Here is a 20218-nt window from a genome sequence, read left to right on the forward strand (position 1 = left end):
TTATCATGAAAATATTGACAACTTCAATTGCTAATTGGGAGGAACATAGAATGAATGAAACAACGGTGAACGTGATCGGTGCGGGCCTTGCCGGCAGTGAAGCAGCCTGGCAGCTGGCAAAGCGCGGAATAAAGGTTCGATTATATGAAATGAGGCCTGTAAAACAAACACCTGCCCATCATACAGATAAATTTGCTGAGCTCGTTTGCAGCAACTCATTAAGGGCAAATACATTAACAAACGCTGTCGGCGTTTTAAAAGAAGAAATGAGAATCCTTGATTCTGTCATCATCCGTTCTGCGGATGATTGCGCGGTTCCTGCAGGCGGAGCCCTTGCTGTTGACCGGCATGAATTTGCGGCAAAAGTAACAGACCGGGTGAAAAACCATGAAAATGTGACGGTTATTAATGAGGAAGTGACAGAAATTCCGGAAGGTCCTACGATCATTGCTACCGGACCATTAACAAGCGAAGCCCTATCAGAGCAGTTGAGAAAATTAACAGGCGAAGATTATTTATATTTCTACGATGCAGCAGCTCCTATCATTGAAAAAGACAGTATCGACATGGATAAAGTTTATTTAAAGTCTCGTTATGATAAAGGAGAAGCGGCATATTTAAACTGTCCGATGACAGAAGAGGAATTTAACCGCTTTTATGATGCACTTATTTCTGCTGAAACAGTGCCTTTAAAGGAATTTGAAAAAGAAATCTTTTTTGAAGGCTGCATGCCAATTGAAGTAATGGCATCCCGAGGAAAAAAAACATTGCTGTTTGGGCCAATGAAACCTGTCGGATTGGAAGATCCCCGTACAGGCAAGCGGCCGTTTGCGGTTGTTCAGCTTCGCCAAGATGATGCAGCAGGAACACTTTATAATATTGTTGGCTTCCAAACTCATTTGAAATGGGGACCGCAAAAAGAAGTGATCCGCATGATTCCGGGTCTAGAAAATGCTGAAATTGTTCGCTACGGCGTTATGCATCGCAACACATTTATTAACTCACCGAAAGTGTTAAAAGCAACGTACCAGTTTAAAAACCGGCCGGATTTATTTTTTGCCGGGCAGATGACAGGTGTAGAAGGGTATGTAGAATCGGCAGCCAGCGGATTAATTGCCGGTATTAATGCTGCCCGCCTTGTTAAAGGACAGGACCCTGTTGAGTTTCCTAGAGAAACAGCCATCGGAAGCATGGCGCGGTATATAACGACTGCCAACCCGGACAATTTTCAGCCGATGAATGCCAATTTTGGGTTGTTTCCTGAGCTTCCGGAAAAAATCAAAGGCAAAAAAGAGAGAAATGAAAGGCATGCAAACAGAGCATTGGAAACAATTCAGAACTTTGTGAAAAATTTGTAAATTTTATTGCAAGGGCTAGTAATTTATGATACTATTATGTAGCCCTTGTGAGGTGTGGTGTTCGTGATAGCAAATGTGAACGTTTCATTAAAGTTATTTATTGAATATTTACAAATAGAGAAAAATTACTCACAATATACAGTTGTGCATTACCAACAGGATATTAGAGATTTCTTTATGTTCATGTCTGAACAAGCAATAGGCGGACTTGCCGACGTACAATATTTTGATGTGCGCCTGTATTTGACAAAGCTATATGAGAAAAAGCTTTCAAGAAAATCGGTTGCACGCAAAATATCAAGTCTGAGAAGCTTTTATAAATTTTTGCTGAGGGAAAAGCTTGTAAAAGAAAATCCTTTTTCTCTTGTTTCCATGCCTAAACAAGAGAAAAGGCTTCCCGATTTTTTTTATGAAGAGGAATTGGCAGAACTGTTTAAAGCTTGTGAAGATCAAACTCCTCTTGGCCAGCGGAACCGGGCTCTTCTTGAAGTTTTATATGCTACCGGCATTCGCGTCAGTGAATGCAGCCAAATTAAGCTCTCTGACCTTGATATGTATTTAGCAACAGTACTCGTTCACGGAAAAGGACATAAAGAACGATATGTTCCATTCGGGAGTTTTGCACATGAAGCATTGGAAACCTACATAAATGACGGCAGGAAGCAATTATTAAATGGCAAAGAGACACATGATTATTTATTTGTAAACTTTCGGGGAGGCCCATTAACGGACAGAGGCATCCGAATGATCTTAAATTCACTGATCGAAAAATCTTCCCTTAACGGAAAAATACACCCTCATAAGCTGCGCCATACATTTGCAACGCATTTGTTGAGCAACGGAGCTGATATGAGAACGGTGCAGGAGCTTTTGGGACACGCATATTTATCATCAACTCAAGTATATACTCATGTTACAAATGAACATTTAAGAAAAACGTATATGTCTTATCACCCAAGGGCATAGACTCCAAAAGGAGGAAAAAACATGTCACAATTTCACGCAACGACCATTTTTGCCATTCAACATAAAGGGAAATGTGCAATGGCCGGGGACGGCCAAGTTACATTCGGAAATGCGGTTGTGATGAAGCATACTGCAAGAAAAGTCCGCAAGTTGTTCAATGGGAAAGTAATTGCGGGTTTTGCAGGTTCTGTTGCCGATGCTTTTACTCTGTTTGAAATGTTTGAAGGCAAGCTTGAGGAATTTAACGGCAATTTGAAAAGAGCTGCTGTTGAGCTTGCAAAAAAATGGCGCAGCGACAAGGTGTTACGACAGTTGGAAGCTATGCTGATTGTCATGGATGAAAACAATATGCTTTTAATTTCCGGAACGGGCGAAGTAATTGAGCCGGATGATGGCATCCTTGCCATTGGTTCGGGCGGGAATTATGCGCTTTCTGCGGGACGGTCATTAAAGCGGTATGCCGGCGAAGAGCTTACTGCCAAAGAGATTGCTAAAGCGGCGCTTGAAATAGCAGCGGAAATTTGCGTCTATACGAATCACAATATTATCGTCGAGGAGCTATGACGGAAGGGAAGTGGAATATGGTGAAAACGTCAAATTTAACACCAAGGCAAATCGTTGAGCGGCTTGACCAGTATATTATTGGACAAAAAGATGCAAAAAAAGCCGTTGCAGTCGCTTTACGAAATAGATATCGCAGAAGCTTGCTAAGTGAAAAACTCCGGGATGAAATTAGTCCAAAGAATATTTTAATGATTGGGCCCACAGGGGTCGGTAAAACTGAAATCGCCCGGCGGATGGCTAAGCTCGTCGGGGCTCCATTTATTAAAGTAGAAGCAACGAAATTCACCGAAGTCGGCTATGTTGGACGCGATGTTGAATCAATGGTTCGTGATCTCGTCGAAACATCTGTCCGTTTAGTAAAAGAAGAAAAAATGAACAGTGTAAAAGAACGGGCAGAAGAGCATGCCAATCGCAGACTTGTTGAGCTGCTTGTTCCATCTGCCAAAAAATCTGCCAATTATAAAAATCCTCTTGAAATGCTCTTCGGCGGAGGAAATTCTCAGCCAGATGCGGAATCAAGCACTTCTGACGATCAAAGCATTCAAGAAAAAAGAAGAGTAATAAAAGAAAAGTTGGCTCTAGGCCAGCTTGAAGATGAAATCGTTACGGTTGAAGTTGAAGAACAGCAGCCTTCTATGTTTGATTTGCTTCAAGGTTCAGGCATAGAGCAAATGGGAGTAAATATGCAAGATGCACTCAGCAGCTTATTGCCGAAAAGAAGAAAAAAAAGAAAGCTGCCTGTCCGTGAAGCCCGTAAAGTATTAACGAATGAAGAAGCTCAAAAATTAATTGATATGGATGAAGTCATTCAAGATGCCGTCAGCAGGGCTGAACAAAACGGTATTATTTTTATTGATGAAATTGATAAAATAGCAAGCAGAAACAGCGGGGGCTCAACAGTTGATGTCTCGCGCGAGGGAGTTCAGAGGGATATTCTCCCGATCGTAGAAGGCTCAACAGTTGTTACGAAATATGGACCTGTTAAAACGGATCATATTTTATTTATCGCAGCGGGTGCGTTCCATATGGCGAAACCGTCAGATTTAATCCCCGAGCTCCAGGGCCGCTTCCCGATACGGGTAGAGCTGACAAAGCTGACAGTAGATGATTTCTATCGCATTTTGATTGAACCGGATAATGCGTTAATTAAACAATATGAAGCATTATTGGAAACAGAAGGTATACAAATTGAATTTTCTGACGATGCTATTCGTAAGATTGCAGAAGTTGCTTATGAAGTAAATCAAAACACTGACAATATTGGTGCTCGGCGATTGCACACAATTTTAGAGAAGCTTCTTGAAGATTTATCGTTTGAAGCACCGGATATTACGATGGATAAAATCACGATCACCCCTCAATATGTCGAAGAAAAATTAGGGGCAATTTCCCGAAATAAAGATTTAAGCCAATTTATCCTTTAACAATAAGGATCAATCTTCAATGATTGTGCAGATCATTTGATAGTGTAAATAATGAAACTTTATGAATCAGGAAGAAACACAAAAATAACTATTGGTCGATTTAATAGGAGGGAGAAACAATGGATTTACTAAGTAAAACAAGAAAAATTAATGCAATGCTTCAAAAAGCGGCAGGAAAACCCGTTAATTTTAAAGAAATGGCTGAAACATTGCGTGACGTCATTGAAGCAAATATTTTCGTTGTCAGCCGCCGCGGAAAATTATTAGGATTTGCAATCAATCAGCAAATCGAAAATGAACGTATGAAGAAAATGCTTGAAGACCGCCAATTTCCTGAAGAATATACAAAGAGCTTGTTCAATATTCAGGAAACATCACCAAACCTTGATGTTGAAAGTGAATATACTGCATTTCCGGTTGAAAACAAAGACTTATTCCGCAATGGATTAACTACAATCGTTCCAATTAATGGAGGCGGTGAGCGCTTAGGTACTTTGATTTTGGCAAGGCTTGAAGAACAGTTCCATGACGATGATTTAATTCTTGCCGAATATGGTGCGACCGTTGTAGGAATGGAGATTTTGCGTGAAAAGGCTGAAGAAATTGAAGAAGAAGCTCGCAGCAAAGCAGTTGTTCAAATGGCAATCAGCTCTTTATCATACAGCGAATTGGAAGCAATTGAACACATTTTCGAGGAACTAAACGGTAATGAAGGATTGCTGGTTGCTTCAAAAATCGCTGACCGTGTAGGTATTACCCGTTCAGTTATTGTAAATGCCCTCCGCAAATTGGAGAGTGCCGGCGTCATTGAATCAAGATCACTTGGGATGAAAGGAACGTATATCAAAGTATTGAATGATAAGTTCCTTGTCGAATTGGAAAAACTAAAAGCAAATTAATAATTAATAAATAAGTAACAAAAAACCTTCGTTAACTTCGTTAACCGGAGGTTTTTTTATTTTACGAAATGATGACAAAAAAAGAGAATTTTCTCATCAATTTTACAATATTTTAACATATTCGATTTATATTTACATAATTTTTACTTTCATATAACCGTGAAACAGGACTTTTGCCCCGGTAAAACAGATGTAAATGCCGTTAAAATATAATTGGCGAAAGGAAAGTTATAAGAGAAATGCTAAATGTTGCTAACTTCAAGCGGGTTTTCATTTCCGGATAAAAAGGGAAATTATTGAAAATAGGCATAAAGGAGCACAAAATTTTAACTTTTTGTTCATGGACAGATTATTGCAATTTCATTACAATAAATACGATGATTATACATATTTCGCCAATATAAGCAACTTTTTATTAAAATTCAGCAACAATTTGTGAGGTGAGCGAATTGAAGTTATTTGCCAATACGTTTTCTACTTTAGAAAATGCATTAAATTATTCATCATTGAAGCAAAAAGTCATCTCGCAAAATATTGCAAATGTCGATACACCTGATTACAAAGCAAAAGATGTCAGCTTCAAAACAATTTTTCAACAAGAGTTCAATTCATCATTTGAAAACTATCGGACTGACAAAAGGCATTTTCGTTTTGAAGGGTCGTCTGCCGGAAATAGCGCGGTTGTTACGAAAAAAAATGTATCTTACAGCCAAAATGGTAACAGTGTTGACATTGATCAGGAAATGGCGAACCTTGCTGCAAATCAAATCTATTACAATGCACTAATTGAAAGATTAAATGGGAAATTTGCTTCTCTTCAAAGTGTCATTAAAGGTGGGAAATAGAGATGACCATGTTTCATAGTATGAACACGACAGCCTCCGCACTAACGGCCCAAAGATTAAGAATGGATGTCATTTCCTCAAATATGGCTAATGTAGATTCTACCAGAGCCAATTATGTTAATGGACAATGGCAGCCATATAAAAGAAAAATGGTTGTGATGCAACCGGCGGAAGGACAATTTTCATCTTTCTTAAATAAAGCAATGAACATGAGTGAATCAAAAACAATCGGAAGCGGCGTAAAAGTCACACGGATTGCGGAAGATAATACCCCTTTTAAGATGGTATACGACCCGGAACATCCGGACGCCGATGAAAATGGTTATGTTGCTTTGCCTAATGTTGATCCGCTGAAAGAAATGGTTGATCTGATCAGTGCGACAAGATCATATGAAGCAAATGTTACTGTATTCAACGCTTCTAAAGCGATGATGATGAAAGCTTTAGAAATTGGAAAGTAAGGTGAAATGAAATGGAAAACATATCGTTTCCGTTAACGGCTCATGTATTAAAACCTGAAGGAAAAGAGGCACCCACTTATACATATACACCATACGAAGTACAGCGAAAATTTTCGGCCGTACTTAAAGAGCAAATTGAAAAAATGAATGAAGCCCAAAATCAATCAGATTTAATGACTGAAAAACTAGCCCGCGGAGAAAATGTTGACTTGCATCAAGTAATGATTGCTTCACAAAAGGCAAACATCACTTTACAGGCAACAATTGAAATTCGCAATAAAGTAATTGAAGCTTATCAAGAAATCATGAGAATGCAAGTTTAATCGTTTAAAAAAGTTGAAAAGTAGCGGTTATTAGCTGCCGATACAGAGACAGAATAACCGGGGGAATAACATGAATCAATCGTTTCAAAAATATATAGCAAAAATAAAAGAATATTGGACTTCGAGAACAAAGAAGCAAAAGATTACAATTTTAGCAGTATTTCTTACTGTCGTTATTTTTTCAGCTGCACTCGTGTTTTTTACAACGAGAACCACAATGGCTCCTTTATACAGCAACTTGTCTCCTTCAGAAACAGGCGCCATAAAGGAAAGCCTTGATGAAAAAGGAATCAAATCAGAAATAACTGATGAAGGTACAACAATAAAAGTACCTGAAGAATATGTAGATACGTTAAAAGTTGAGTTGGCTGCCGAGGGAATTCCTAAGTCCGGAAATATTGATTATTCGTTTTTCGGCCAGAATGCGGGCCTCGGCATGACCGAAAACGAGTTCAATGTATTAAAGCTCGATGCTATGCAAACCGAACTGGCAAATTTGATTAAAGGCATTGACGGGATTAAAGATGCGAAGGTGATGATTAACCTTCCGGAAACCGGGATATTTGTGTCCGATCAACCTGAAGAGGCGTCAGCTTCAATCGTCTTAGAAACAAAACCCGGCTATCAGTTTGAAGAAGAGCAAATAAAAGCACTTTATCATTTAGTTTCAAAAAGTGTTCCAAATCTTCCTACTGATAATATCGTCATTATGAATCAGAATTTTGAGTATTTTGACTTAAAAAAAGAAAAATCTTCACCGTCTGCCGCATTTGCTTCGCAGCAGGAAATTAAAAAGCAAGTTGAGCGTGATGTACAGCGCCAAGTTCAAAACATGCTTGGCACTCTTATGGGCCGTGATAAAGTTGTTGTTTCCGTTACTGCAGATATCGACTTTACACAAGAAAAAAGGGAAGAAAACATCGTTGAACCGGTAGATAAAGAAAATATGGAAGGTATTGCAATCAGTGCCCAAAAAATTACGGAAACATTCACAGGCAATCCAGAACAGGCCGGCGGCATCGTTGGTACCGGCGAAAATGATGTGACGAATTATAATGAAGCAGCGCAAGGATCAAATGGGGATTATGAAAAAATAGAAGAAACAATTAACAATGAGGTAAACCGGATTCGGAAAAAAATTACCGAAAGCCCATATAAAATTCGTGATTTGGGGATTCAAGTAATGGTTGAACCTCCAGTACCTGACGATCCGAATTCGCTTCCGCAAGAGCGAGTGGACGATATTCAGAAAATTTTAAGCACTATTGTTCGAACAACGATTGATAAAAAAGCTGCAGATACAGAATTAACAGATGAAATGATAGAGGATAAAGTGGTCGTTTCTGTTCAGCCATTCAATGGGAAAATTGAATTTTCCGATGAAAAAGCTCCTGTTCTTCCTTGGTGGGCATATGTCGTTGGAGGAATATTGTTAGCAATTATTGGACTATTGATCTTTCTATATATTAGAGCGAAGAGAAAGCAAGAATTTGAGGAAGATTTCGCTGAGGAAGAAGATACAGTTCCATTTAACGTACCCGATGTTAATGAGGAGCAAGATACTGAAAGCAGTCTGAGAAGGAAACAGCTTGAGAAATTGGCAAAAGAAAAACCGGAAGACTTCGCAAAACTGCTCCGGACATGGATCGCTGAGGATTAGGAGGTGGTTTCATGGCAAAAAAAGAACAAAAGGAATTAACAGGAAAGCAGAAAGCAGCCATACTTCTAATTACACTCGGCCCGGATGTATCTGCCTCTGTGTATAAGCATTTGACTGAAGAGGAAATCGAAAAGTTGACATTGGAAATATCAGGGGTCAGAAAAGTTGAACCACACTCAAAAGAACAAGTGATAGAGGAATTTCATAATATAGCACTTGCACAAGATTATATTTCACAAGGAGGAATAGGCTTCGCCAAGACTGTTTTGGAAAAAGCACTTGGACCGGAACAGGCGTCTGCCATTATTAACCGTCTAACTTCTTCTCTCCAGGTCAGACCTTTTGACTTTGCGCGAAAGGCCGACCCGGCACAAATCTTGAATTTTATTCAAAATGAGCACCCGCAAACAATTGCGTTAATACTGTCATATCTTGATGCAGCCCAAGCAGGACAAATACTCTCCGAGCTTCCGCAGGAAATGCAGGCTGATGTTGCGAGAAGAATAGCAGAAATGGACAGAACATCTCCGGAAATTATTAATGAGGTGGAGCAGATCCTCGAAAGAAAACTTTCAGCAACGGTTACGCAGGATTATACACAAACAGGCGGCATTGAAGCAGTGGTGGAAGTTCTTAACGGAGTAGATCGGGCTACCGAGCGGACGATTTTAGAAGCACTCGAAATTCAAGATCCGGAATTAGCTGAAGAAATCAAGAAAAGAATGTTTGTATTTGAAGACATTGTTACACTAGATAATCGTGCAATTCAGAGGGTCATCCGTGATTGTGAAAACGAAGATTTGATGCTTGCATTGAAAGTTTCGAGTGATGAAGTTAGAGAGATCGTTTATAAAAATATGTCCCAACGTATGGTTGAAACATTCAAGGAAGAAATGGAATTAATGGGGCCGGTTCGCCTTCGTGATGTAGAAGAGGCCCAATCACGAATTGTCGCAATCATCCGCAGGCTTGAAGAGTCCGGAGAGATTATCGTCGCCCGCGGCGGAGGAGATGATATCATTGTCTAGGTTAATCAAATCCTACTGGGCAAACCAGGAAAAAGACGGCAACAAAGTGATTTCGATTAAAGTATTGCGCCGAGCTGAACTTGAAAATGAAAAACAAGCATTTGACTCAACAGATTCTGAAAGAAACAGCTTAATAGAGCAGGCGCACAAAGATGCAGAACAAATTGTTTCAAAAGCAAACGACCATGCGAGAATGATCAAAAGGCTGGTCGAAGATGAAAAGCTTGCTTGGGAACAAGAAAAAGCAGCCCTTATTGAACAAGCAAAACATGAAGGGTTTCAAGCGGGCTATAAAGAAGGAAGGCAAAAAGGATTTCAGGAATACAAAGAATCAATCGAGCTGGCCCGTGAAGTGATTGATTCAGCAAAAAATGATTACAGACTGACCCTTGAGTCATCTGATAAAGCAATTTTGGAATTGGCACTTAAAGTATCTGAAAAAATACTTGGGAAAATAATCGATAGAAACGAAGAAGAATTTCTCCATCTTGTAAAAAGAGCATTAAAAGAAGCAAGAGAATATCGGGAAATTCAGTTGCATGTACACCCCATCCATTATGGATTTTTGCTGGCGCAAAAAGAAGAGCTGCTATCGATTTTCCCGAGAGAAACAAATTTTTATATTTATCCAGATGAAGATTTATCCAAAACAAGCTGCATTATAGAGTCAGCGAACGGACGAATAGATGCAAGCATTGACAGCCAACTGGAACAAGTGAAAAAGAAGCTTTTTGAACTGTTGGAGAGTGAAGAATAATGAGGATTGCCGGCTTATTAAAGCAAATTGACCAAATAGATACCTTTAAGAGGTATGGAAGAGTGAAAAGGGTGATCGGGTTAATGATCGAATCCCAAGGCCCGCAAAGCTCTATTGGCGATGTTTGCTATATTTATGTCGGCAGTCAGAAAAAGCGGAAAATATTAGCTGAAGTTGTAGGTTTTAAAGAAGAGAATGTTATTTTAATGCCTTATACAACTGTCAATGATATTTCGCCGGGATGTCTGGTAGAAGCAACGCTTAAGCCGCTGGAGGTAAAGGTTGGAGCCGCTTTAGTCGGAAAAGTAATTGATTCTTTAGGACTACCGCTGGACGGGTCTAGCCTTCCAAAAGGATTAACATCTGTTCCGACTGAACAGGCTCCTCCAAATCCTATGAGCAGACCGCCTATCTCAGAACCAATTGAAGTTGGAGTACGGCTGATAGACGGACTCTTGACTGTCGGAAACGGGCAGCGCGTCGGAATTTTTGCAGGGAGCGGTGTCGGAAAGAGCACTTTGCTTGGCATGATCGCCCGTAATACAACGGCTGATTTAAACGTTATCGGTTTAATCGGGGAACGCGGGCGTGAAGTAAGAGAATTTATCGAACGCGATCTTGGGCCGGATGGCCTAAAACGGTCTATTGTGGTTGTTGCTACATCAGATCAGCCTGCATTAATGCGGATTAAGGGAGCATATACGGCAACAGCGATTGCAGAATATTTCAGAGATCAAGGACTGAATGTCATGCTCATGATGGATTCGGTAACAAGGGTTGCCATGGCCCAGCGGGAAGTAGGGCTTGCGGTAGGCGAGCCGCCGACGACAAAAGGCTATACCCCTTCTGTGTTCGCTGTATTGCCGAAACTTCTTGAACGGACTGGAACAAATGAGAATGGTTCAATCACTTCATTTTACACTGTTCTTGTCGACGGCGATGACATGAACGAGCCGATCGCGGATACGGTACGAGGAATTTTAGACGGCCACTTTGTTTTAGACAGAGACCTTGCGAATAAAGGCCAATACCCTGCCGTCAATGTTTTAAAAAGTATAAGCAGGGTTATGAATCATATTGTCTCTGATGGCCACATCAAAGCCGCTGAAAAGCTTCGGGAAATATTAAGCACCTACATAAATTCTGAAGATTTAATCAATATCGGCGCATATAAACGGGGATCATCGAAGGAAATAGATGAAGCGATCCGTTTATATCCAAAGATTGTAACGTTTTTAAAACAATCAACGCATGAAAAAGTAACCATGCAAGAAAGTATCGAAGCACTATACCAATTAATTCAAGAGGGTGAATAATTTCATGCGATACCATTATAAGTTTGAAAAGATTTTATCTCTGAAAGAAAGAGAAAAAGACGAAGCTTTAAATATTTATAATGAGTCAGTAAAAAAGTTTGAAGAAGCAGCAGAAAAACTGTATGAACTTCTGAAAAAGAAAGAAGAGTTAGAAGCCTATCAATCTTCGCGGCTCGTAAGCGGCCTTTCAGTTCAAGAAATCAGGCATCATCAGCAGTTTATTGGAAATTTAGAAAAAAGTATTGAATATTATCAAAAAATGGTCATGAATGCCAGAAATCGAATGAACTTTTATCAAGAAAAATTGTTGGAAAAAAACATCGAAGTGAAAAAATACGAAAAAATTAAAGAAAAAGATTTCCTCCATTTTATTGAAGAACAAAAGAATTCAGAGGGCAAACAAATGGATGATATCTCGATACAGCAATTTATGAATCGGGTAAACTAGGTGATTCCATGGAAAAAATTTTCGAAGAACAAGAAGAAAAAAAATACGGCCGACTGCAGTGGTTCCTTTATGTCGTCGTGATCCCAATGCTGTTTGCACTTGTCGTTGCCCTCATCGTCATGACGTTTGCCGGAATAAATGTGTTTGATGCAGCAAAAGAGTACGGCAAAAAAATACCGGTTGTTTCAAATATATTTAATAATGAAAACTCGAAATCCATAACAGAAATCGAGCAAACGATGGTCGAGCTGGAAGGGGAAATAAAAGATAAGGAAGCAAAAATTAGCCGGCTTGAATCACAAATGCAAAACAAGGATCAAGAGATTGAAAGACTAAAACTTGAAAAAAAACGGCTTGAACGCCAAATCGATGAATTAGCGGCCATCCAGGAAGAAAACAAACGAGCATTTAAAGACATCGTACGCACATACGAAACAATGTCTGCCAAAAAGGCTGCACCAATTATTACTAAAATGAAAAACGAAGAAGCCTTAAAAATATTAACAAATATAAAAGCTGATACTCTTGCCAGCATCATGGAAAATATGTCTCCTGAAGAAGCAGCAAAATATACCGAACTTTTAACGAACGAAAAAGAAAATTTATCAGGAAATCCGGAATGATGATTTATTGCTCTGAAAGGAGGTGAGGTCGTGGAAATCGGAGGATTAGGAGTTGTTCAATCGGTCATGGGAAGCCCTAAGCAAACGTCCTCGGAAAGAAGCATAGGAAACTTTGCGGGAGTTCTTGCATCTTTCATAAAAGACACGTCCGCAGAAAATGGCATGATAAAAGAAACGGGAACAGGGCTTTCATCAGAGGAATTAACCGATCTCATTGATTTTCTTCAAGCTTTAGATTTGGCTGAGTTGGAAGGCGGATTGGATTTAATCGATCAAGTTCAAACAAGGAACGTTGATCATTTTCTCGAATTGATTCTCGGTTATTTGGGAATGGACGATAAAAAATGGAGCACACTCGTCGATCGGATTCGTTCATTCGCAATGGATGCTGAGGGAAAACAAAACGCGATTGAAAGAATTTTTTCCGACCAAATCGATGGCAAAAAGTTAGATTTCGATCAATTTGAAATTTTATTGCCGATGGTTGTTGCCATTTTATCAAGTGCTGACCATTCATTTACGAAAGATGTAGCGGATGTTGCAAAAGCAGCTAAACTGTATGATTTGCTTTCCAATTATCATGAACCTTTTAATAGGAAGAACGACTTGAAGCTTCTTATAAAGCAAGTAGCAGAAAAACTTGAATCGATTTCATTTGTTCATCAACAAAATGGTTCAAAAATGGAATATCTCCGGAAAACTTTTACGCCGCTTGCCTCAGAATTAAATAACCAAAATGTGAGCGAAAGAGCCTCCGAAATCAAACACAATTCGATCAAACATGATGGAACTTTTGGAACTGCTTTTCCGTTGAATCAAATGTCTAAAGCGGAGCAGCTTACGCTGATGCTCGATAATAAGGGAAAACATGTATCAACAGAGCAATTCATTCGGCAGTTTGAATCAATTTTAGCGAAGAGCCAGTTTACAAAATACGGAGGAACACAAAAACTCTTTCTTAAACTTTATCCGGAGCATTTAGGGTCAGTAAGAATTGAATTAATTCAAAAAGATCAATCAATTGTCGCCCGCATTTTGACAACGACCGGGGCAGCAAAAGATTCATTGGAATCGCAATTGCAAGGGTTAAAACAAGCGTTCAGCTCGCAAAACATTCAAGTTGACCGGATTGAAATATCTCAGCAAATGACCCAGCAGGAACGACTTTTAAATCGTGACCCTCACCAGCAAGGGCAAGAAAGGCATCAAGAAAAGCATCAGCAAAATAAAGAGCATGAAAAGACAAAAGAGACTGCTCTCTCTTTTGAACAAATACTTCTTGACACGGAAGTTTAGGTGAAAACAATGGCAAATACGATTGATTCTTCATTGTTGCTGTCAAATTATCAGCAAAACACACGGAAAACCGGTACAAACATTTTGGGGAAAGATGATTTTTTAAAGATTCTCATGACCCAGCTTCAAAATCAGGATCCGCTAAATCCGATGCAAGATAAGGACTTTATTGCCCAAATGGCCCAATTCAGCACGCTTGAACAGATTACAAATATGGGGAAATCGCTCGAAAATTTCTTGAAGTCTCAAGAGCAAAATTACATGCTTCAAGCAAGCATGATGATTGGGAAAACCGTCACTTTTTTGGATGCAAATAATGAGGAAAAAACGGCAGTTGTTAAATCCGTCTCTTTCAAAGACGGCAAAACATTATTTCAACTTGATGACAACGAACATTCTAGCATTGATTCTTCTCAAATTATTAAAATTGAATAAGCACAGGAATTGGTTCAATGGACAAGCATGTTTTTCGTCCGATTCAAACAAAATTACGTAAACTCTCATCACATTCAATTCGGTTAAAAAGAGACGACCGCACCAAACAATTTTTTTCATTATAATTGGAATCAGCCATTCGTCAAATAATACATATAATCGAAAGGAGTAGCTGATTATGCTGCGTTCAATGTACTCCGGAATCAGCGGAATGAAAAACTTCCAAACAAAACTGGACGTAATAGGTAACAACATCGCGAATGTTAATACTTTCGGTTACAAAAAAGGCCGTGTAACGTTTAAAGACTTAGTATCGCAAACCATATCAGGTGCTAGTGGCCCTGCTAATAATATAGGTGGGGTAAATCCTAAACAAGTTGGATTAGGTTCAACACTTGCAACGATCGATACAGTACATACACAAGGGAGTATTCAAACCACAGGGCGACCATTAGATCTATCAATTTCCGGGGACGGGTACTTTGTATTAGCTCCAAAAACGACTGGCACTAACAATTTTAATTCTTTAGATAAGAGTTTTACTAGAGCAGGTAATTTTTATCTCGACAAAGAAGGATACCTTGTAAATCAGGATGGGCTTTATCTGAAAGCTTATGCAGTAGGTACGAATGGAAATATAGATAAAAATTATTTCTCTGATATTAAAATTCCTATAAGCGCACAAAGTTTTAGCATTTCAGATAAGGGTGAAATTCAATATGTTGATGATACCGGAGCATTAAAATTAGCTGGTCAAATTATTATTGCAAAATTTGATAATAGTGAAGGGCTTCAAAAGGTGGGACAAAACCTTTTTAAAGAGTCAGCAAACTCTGGTATGGCAGATCCAAATGCACCGAAAGAAGGCGGGGCAGGGGCTATTGTTGCAGGTTCCCTTGAAATGTCCAACGTCGACCTTTCTGAGGAGTTTACGGAAATGATTACCGCTCAGCGCGGTTTTCAGGCAAATACTCGAATCATTACAACGTCTGATGAGATTTTACAAGAACTCGTAAACTTGAAACGCTAATTTAAGGGAGGGGCAGGGCCATAGGGGGCAAGCCTTTGGCCCTGATACATACATTGATTAAGGTTACTAGACTGAATGGAAAACCTTTCATTATTAATGCAATATACATAGAAACGGTAGAATCGTTTCCTGATACGACCATTACACTGACAAACGGCCGCAAATATGTCGTGAAGGAGACAGAGGATCAAGTCTTGGAAATGGTTGCGAAATTCTACCAAACTGTCAACCTTCTTGGACAACAGTTGGAGGAAATTGAGGATGAAGAATAATAAGCTGTTAAAGATCATGTTCATATTGCTAGTAGCAATCACTCTTGCAGGGGCTGTTGCGGTTGTGGCCGTATTGAAATTTACAGGTGAAAAAGAACAAAAAGAGCCGACAATTGATGAAGTGCTTGAAATGTCAGTTGATGTTAAGGATATTGTTACGAATCTCGCCAGTGATGGCTTTATAAGAATATCATTTAAAATTCAAACAGACAGCAAAAAAGCAAAAGAAGAATTAGAGAAACGCGATTTTCAAGTGAGAAATATCATTATTCAAGAATTATCCGAGAAAAAAGCTGAAGAACTTCGAGGAAAAGAAGGAAAATTAAAACTAGAAGAAGACGTAAAAGATAAAATTAACAGCCTGATGCAAGAAGGGCAGGTTGTTAAGGTGTATATCACCGAATCTCTCCTCCAATAAAAAGATATTCAGAGGATGAATCAACAGAAATAATGGAGGTGAGATCACATGTCTGGAGAAATATTATCACAAAGTGAAATTGATGCTCTGTTGTCTGCTCTTTCTACAGGGGAGATGAATGCAGATGAATTAAAAAAAGAGCAAACAGAGAAAAAAGTGAAAGTTTACGATTTTAAGAGAGCGCTGCGTTTTTCAAAAGACCAAATTCGCAGTTTAACACGCCTTCATGAAAACTTTGCGAGATTATTAACGACTTTTTTCTCTGCTCAGCTCAGAACATATGTGCAAATCGGCGTTGCGTCAGCGGACCAGATTCCTTATGAAGAATTCATTCGTTCAATACCAAAGATGACAATATTGAATGTTTTTGAAGTTCCTCCGCTTGATGGTCGAATTATTATGGAAGTGAATCCGAATGTTGCTTACGCGATGCTGGACCGAATGATGGGCGGAAGAGGGACAAGTTTCAACAAAGTCGAAAACTTGACTGAAATTGAAGAAAAAATTATGTCAACCACATTTGAACGCGCCTTTGAATATTTGCGAGAGGCATGGGCAACGGTTGCAGATATTGATCCAATTTTAACTGAGTTTGAAGTAAATCCTCAGTTTTTGCAAATGGTATCTCCCAATGAAACGGTTGTTGTTATCTCATTGAATACGACCATTGGGGAAACGAGCGGCATGATCAATATTTGTATTCCACACATTGTACTGGAGCCGATTATTCCAAAGCTTTCGGTACATTACTGGATGCAAACGGAGAAAAAAGAAAGAGAACCGGAAGAAATTGCGATACTGGAGAAACGAATCCAAAATGCCGATGTTCCTGTGATCGCGGAACTTGGAACTTCAGAAATATCGATACAGGAATTTTTGTTGTTGGATGTTGGGGATGTGATTGAATTGAATCAGGCAATCGATCAACCGCTCTTAATAAAAATCGGTGAAATCCCTAAATTTTTAGGGCAGCCAGGTAAAGTAAATAAAAAGTTAGCCGTTCAAGTGTTAGAAACATTGAAGGGGGAAGATGACGATGATGAGCGATAACATGCTCTCTCAAGATGAGATCGATGCCCTATTAAGAGGCACTGATAATGATGGAACAGATTACCCGGCTGCTCCTCGTTTACATGTAGAGGATTATCTCTCATTAATGGAAAAGGATGCTTTAGGGGAAATTGGAAATATCTCGTTTGGAAGCTCGGCTACTGCTCTTTCAACATTGTTAAATCAAAAAGTGGAGATTACAACTCCGGAGGTCTCCGTTGTTCATAGAAAACAACTGCCGGAAGAGTTTCCGCACCCGTATGTTGCTATCCTGGTCAACTATACTGAAGGTTTTTCAGGAAGCAATTTGCTTGTAATTAAACAATCGGATGCAGCAATTATAGCAGATTTAATGCTTGGCGGCGACGGACTCAATCCGTCTGAATTGATGGATGAAATTCAAATGAGTGCTGTTCAGGAAGCCATGAATCAGATGATGGGATCTGCTGCAACAAGCATGTCAACCATTTTTAATAAGAAGGTGGATATTTCACCCCCTTCCATCGATATTTTAGATTTTCTTAATGAGGAAGGAACGGAACGAATCCCTAATGATGATTTGCTTGTAAAGGTTTCATTCCGCCTTAAAATTGGAGAACTGATCGATTCAAATATTATGCAGCTTCTTCCGCTTGAGTTTGCAAAAAGTTTGGTAAAAGGACTGCTCAATCCGGAAGAACAATCGATCAATGCATCAGAAAAAATGGAGAAAACGGCGAGTGCAGCAGACAGACAAGGTCCTATCGAACAGCATGCAGAAGATCCGAGACAGCATAATACTTCCGGTCATTATAACAACAATCAGCAAGCAGGACACGCTCAAAGCTATGAATCCCATTCATCGAATAATGGACAGCAAATGAACGAAAACTTGCAGCAGAAGCAACATGCATATTCATCACCGTTTCAAGAAAGGGGTATTGGTTATCCATCCGAGCCTGGACATTTTGGAACCGGATTTCAAGCAGCGGGCAATCAGCCGAATGTTCAACCGGCAGTATTTTCAAGTTTTGAACCGTATCAACTTCAGGAATCTGAATCCAAGAATTTAAATATACTGCTTGATATTCCGCTGCAAATAACAGTTGAACTCGGGAGAACAAGAAGGTCAGTAAAAGAAATATTAGACATTTCGGCCGGCTCCATCATCGAACTTGATAAACTGGCAGGAGAACCTGTTGATATTTTAGTCAATAACCGTCTTATTGCAAAAGGTGAAGTTGTTGTTATCGATGAAAACTTTGGAGTTCGTGTTACCGACATTATCAGCCAGAGTGATCGCATTAATAAACTGAGATAAACAGATGGGGGTAAAATGGTTATGGCACACAGAATTTTAATTGTAGATGATGCTGCATTCATGCGAATGATGATAAAAGACATTTTAACAAAGAATGGGTATGAGGTTGTCGGTGAAGCTGCAGACGGCATCCAAGCAGTCGAAAAATATAAAGAACTTCAGCCTGAATTGGTAACGATGGATATTACGATGCCGGAAATGGATGGGATTACCGCACTGAAAGAGATTAAGAAAATTGATCCGAATGCCAAAGTTATCATGTGTTCGGCCATGGGACAGCAAGCAATGGTCATTGATGCGATTCAAGCAGGAGCGAAAGATTTTATTGTAAAGCCATTTCAGGCTGATCGTGTGTTAGAAGCAATTTCTAAGACTTTAGGATAAGACTGCGATTTGAGGTGCAGCGCATTGCAAAAACTAATATTCATAGGAAAAGTGGCGCTTCTCGTTTTACTTGCTTTGCTTGGCTCACAAAGCTGGGCTTTCGCAGAGCAGGTAAATAACAGTGTGAAAGATTGCATTGAAAATCCCGATAACTGTGAAGATGATTCCATTCGGGAAAAACAAAAAGAACAAGCAAAACCAGGCGGAGAAAATGTAGGACTGAATGTTTGGGATTTCTTCAGAATGATTTTTGCAACACTTTTTGTAGTGGCGCTTCTTTATTTTATTCTCAAGCTGATCAATAAAAAATCGATGGTATACAGGAGTAATCAATTGGTTGAAAACATAGGGGGGACGAATCTCGGAGGAAACCGGTCGATCCAAATGGTTAAGGTGGGAAACCGGCTTTTAGTTGTCGGCGTAGGTGAAAACATCCAGCTGTTAAAAGAAATTGACGATCCTGATGAGTTTCGTCAAATCATCACAGAATACAACGACAAAATGGAACAGCTTGTTCAACCAAGCGATATTGTGACAAAGGTCATTCAGAGAACAAGGAAAATATATGCTGCTAAAGAGGATAACAGTCAATTCAAAATGCTTCTAAAGAAGCAATTAGATGAATTGAAAAACGAAAGGAAAAAATTTTTTGAAGGTATGGAACAGAAAGGGAAAGACGAACGATGAACGAATTTATTCAATTTTTTAGCAACAGCTCCCCGGAAAACGTTTCTGTTTCTGTTAAACTTCTATTGCTTTTGACGGTTCTCTCTTTAGCTCCCAGCATTCTTATATTGATGACTTGCTTTACAAGAATTGTCATCGTTCTTTCCTTTGTCAGAACGGCGCTTGCTACACAGCAAATGCCGCCAACTCAAGTGCTTATTGGATTGTCTCTGTTCTTGACATTTTTTGTGATGGCTCCTACTTTCCAGGAAGTAAACGATGAAGCGCTGACTCCACTGTTTAATAATGAAATTACGTTGGAAGAGGCTTACGATCGGGCCAGTGTACCTTTTAAAGAGTTTATGAGCGCCCATACAAGACAGAAAGATCTTGCCCTTTTTTTGGACTATTCAAAGGCAGAGCGTCCGAAGTCTGTACAGGATATACCATTGACTACACTCGTTCCGGCTTTTGCAATTTCTGAAATAAAGACGGCTTTTCAGATTGGTTTTATGATTTTTATTCCTTTTTTAGTGATCGATATGGTTGTGTCAAGTGTCTTGATGTCGATGGGAATGATGATGCTTCCGCCTGTAATGATTTCGCTCCCATTCAAAATATTACTATTTATTATGGTAGACGGTTGGTATTTAGTAGTTAAATCTCTTTTACAAAGCTATTAAAGCGGGTGAATG

24 protein-coding genes are annotated in these 20218 nt (G+C 39.3%); all 24 read left to right on the top strand.

Annotation, left to right across the window (positions count from 1 at the left end):
• Positions 1 to 50: 50 nt before the first annotated feature.
• The 24 genes from trmFO (at position 51) to fliP (ending at position 20206) form a co-directional block, all read left to right on the top strand.
• Positions 51 to 1358, top strand: a complete 1308-nt coding sequence (gene trmFO / locus C0966_RS03810) for an FADH(2)-oxidizing methylenetetrahydrofolate--tRNA-(uracil(54)-C(5))-methyltransferase TrmFO (RefSeq protein ID WP_274853880.1) — start codon at positions 51 to 53, stop codon at positions 1356 to 1358.
• A gap of 63 nt (positions 1359 to 1421) precedes the next feature.
• The gene (xerC, locus tag C0966_RS03815) at positions 1422 to 2324 is read left to right on the top strand and encodes a tyrosine recombinase XerC (RefSeq protein ID WP_274853881.1); all 903 of its coding nucleotides are present in this window, start codon (positions 1422 to 1424) and stop codon (positions 2322 to 2324) included.
• Positions 2325 to 2345: 21 nt separating this feature from the next.
• On the top strand, positions 2346 to 2888 hold the full coding sequence (gene hslV / locus C0966_RS03820) for an ATP-dependent protease subunit HslV (protein ID WP_274853882.1): 543 nt from the start codon (positions 2346 to 2348) through the stop codon (positions 2886 to 2888).
• A 17-nt stretch (positions 2889 to 2905) separates the two neighbouring features.
• A complete protein-coding gene (gene hslU / locus C0966_RS03825; protein ID WP_425535932.1) occupies positions 2906 to 4312 on the top strand; it encodes an HslU--HslV peptidase ATPase subunit in 1407 nt (468 codons plus the stop codon).
• 119 nt (positions 4313 to 4431) lie between these two features.
• Positions 4432 to 5211, top strand: coding sequence for a GTP-sensing pleiotropic transcriptional regulator CodY (codY, locus tag C0966_RS03830; RefSeq protein WP_274853883.1), 780 nt, complete (start codon positions 4432 to 4434; stop codon positions 5209 to 5211).
• 449 nt (positions 5212 to 5660) lie between these two features.
• Entirely contained in the window at positions 5661 to 6056 is a 396-nt protein-coding gene (gene flgB / locus C0966_RS03835; protein ID WP_274853884.1) for a flagellar basal body rod protein FlgB, read from the top strand.
• Between the two features lie 2 nt (positions 6057 to 6058).
• Positions 6059 to 6517, top strand: coding sequence for a flagellar basal body rod protein FlgC (gene flgC, locus C0966_RS03840; RefSeq protein ID WP_274853885.1), 459 nt, complete (start codon positions 6059 to 6061; stop codon positions 6515 to 6517).
• Positions 6518 to 6528: 11 nt separating this feature from the next.
• Positions 6529 to 6840, top strand: coding sequence for a flagellar hook-basal body complex protein FliE (gene fliE, locus C0966_RS03845; protein ID WP_274853886.1), 312 nt, complete (start codon positions 6529 to 6531; stop codon positions 6838 to 6840).
• Positions 6841 to 6910: 70 nt separating this feature from the next.
• A complete protein-coding gene (fliF, locus tag C0966_RS03850; protein ID WP_274853887.1) occupies positions 6911 to 8500 on the top strand; it encodes a flagellar basal-body MS-ring/collar protein FliF in 1590 nt (529 codons plus the stop codon).
• Positions 8501 to 8511: 11 nt separating this feature from the next.
• On the top strand, positions 8512 to 9528 hold the full coding sequence (fliG, locus tag C0966_RS03855; protein WP_274853888.1) for a flagellar motor switch protein FliG: 1017 nt from the start codon (positions 8512 to 8514) through the stop codon (positions 9526 to 9528).
• On the top strand, positions 9512 to 10285 hold the full coding sequence (gene fliH / locus C0966_RS03860; protein WP_342456713.1) for a flagellar assembly protein FliH: 774 nt from the start codon (positions 9512 to 9514) through the stop codon (positions 10283 to 10285). Before fliG ends, fliH begins: the two co-directional genes overlap by 17 nt.
• Positions 10285 to 11601, top strand: a complete 1317-nt coding sequence (gene fliI / locus C0966_RS03865) for a flagellar protein export ATPase FliI (protein ID WP_274853890.1) — start codon at positions 10285 to 10287, stop codon at positions 11599 to 11601. Before fliH ends, fliI begins: the two co-directional genes overlap by 1 nt.
• Positions 11602 to 11605: 4 nt before the next feature.
• Complete coding sequence (gene fliJ, locus C0966_RS03870) at positions 11606 to 12049, top strand: flagellar export protein FliJ (RefSeq protein ID WP_274853891.1); 444 nt, start codon at positions 11606 to 11608, stop codon at positions 12047 to 12049.
• An 8-nt stretch (positions 12050 to 12057) separates the two neighbouring features.
• Positions 12058 to 12672 (top strand): MotE family protein, encoded by a 615-nt coding sequence (locus C0966_RS03875; protein WP_274853892.1) that lies wholly within the window; start codon positions 12058 to 12060, stop codon positions 12670 to 12672.
• A gap of 30 nt (positions 12673 to 12702) precedes the next feature.
• Positions 12703 to 13968, top strand: coding sequence for a flagellar hook-length control protein FliK (locus C0966_RS03880; RefSeq protein WP_274853893.1), 1266 nt, complete (start codon positions 12703 to 12705; stop codon positions 13966 to 13968).
• A gap of 9 nt (positions 13969 to 13977) precedes the next feature.
• Complete coding sequence (flgD, locus tag C0966_RS03885) at positions 13978 to 14403, top strand: flagellar hook assembly protein FlgD (RefSeq protein WP_274853894.1); 426 nt, start codon at positions 13978 to 13980, stop codon at positions 14401 to 14403.
• A gap of 178 nt (positions 14404 to 14581) precedes the next feature.
• Entirely contained in the window at positions 14582 to 15433 is an 852-nt protein-coding gene (flgG, locus tag C0966_RS03890; protein WP_274853895.1) for a flagellar basal body rod protein FlgG, read from the top strand.
• Positions 15434 to 15486: 53 nt separating this feature from the next.
• Complete coding sequence (locus C0966_RS03895) at positions 15487 to 15705, top strand: flagellar FlbD family protein (protein ID WP_274855707.1); 219 nt, start codon at positions 15487 to 15489, stop codon at positions 15703 to 15705.
• On the top strand, positions 15695 to 16123 hold the full coding sequence (gene fliL, locus C0966_RS03900; RefSeq protein WP_274853896.1) for a flagellar basal body-associated protein FliL: 429 nt from the start codon (positions 15695 to 15697) through the stop codon (positions 16121 to 16123). The genes C0966_RS03895 and fliL overlap by 11 nt, the downstream gene beginning before the upstream one ends.
• Before the next feature lie 48 nt (positions 16124 to 16171).
• Positions 16172 to 17173 (top strand): flagellar motor switch protein FliM, encoded by a 1002-nt coding sequence (fliM, locus tag C0966_RS03905; protein WP_274853897.1) that lies wholly within the window; start codon positions 16172 to 16174, stop codon positions 17171 to 17173.
• Complete coding sequence (gene fliY / locus C0966_RS03910) at positions 17160 to 18473, top strand: flagellar motor switch phosphatase FliY (protein WP_274853898.1); 1314 nt, start codon at positions 17160 to 17162, stop codon at positions 18471 to 18473. The genes fliM and fliY overlap by 14 nt, the downstream gene beginning before the upstream one ends.
• A gap of 21 nt (positions 18474 to 18494) precedes the next feature.
• A complete protein-coding gene (locus C0966_RS03915) occupies positions 18495 to 18857 on the top strand; it encodes a response regulator (RefSeq protein ID WP_274853899.1) in 363 nt (120 codons plus the stop codon).
• A gap of 24 nt (positions 18858 to 18881) precedes the next feature.
• Positions 18882 to 19544 carry a flagellar biosynthetic protein FliO gene (locus C0966_RS03920; protein ID WP_274853900.1) on the top strand — a complete coding sequence of 221 codons (663 nt, stop codon included), beginning with the start codon at positions 18882 to 18884 and terminating at the stop codon, positions 19542 to 19544.
• Entirely contained in the window at positions 19541 to 20206 is a 666-nt protein-coding gene (gene fliP / locus C0966_RS03925; RefSeq protein ID WP_274853901.1) for a flagellar type III secretion system pore protein FliP, read from the top strand. The genes C0966_RS03920 and fliP overlap by 4 nt, the downstream gene beginning before the upstream one ends.
• The last annotated feature ends 12 nt before the right edge of the window (positions 20207 to 20218 follow it).

It is taken from the genome of Bacillus methanolicus (assembly GCF_028888695.1).
Classification (GTDB): Bacteria; Bacillota; Bacilli; order Bacillales; family Cytobacillaceae; genus Bacillus_Z; species Bacillus_Z methanolicus_B.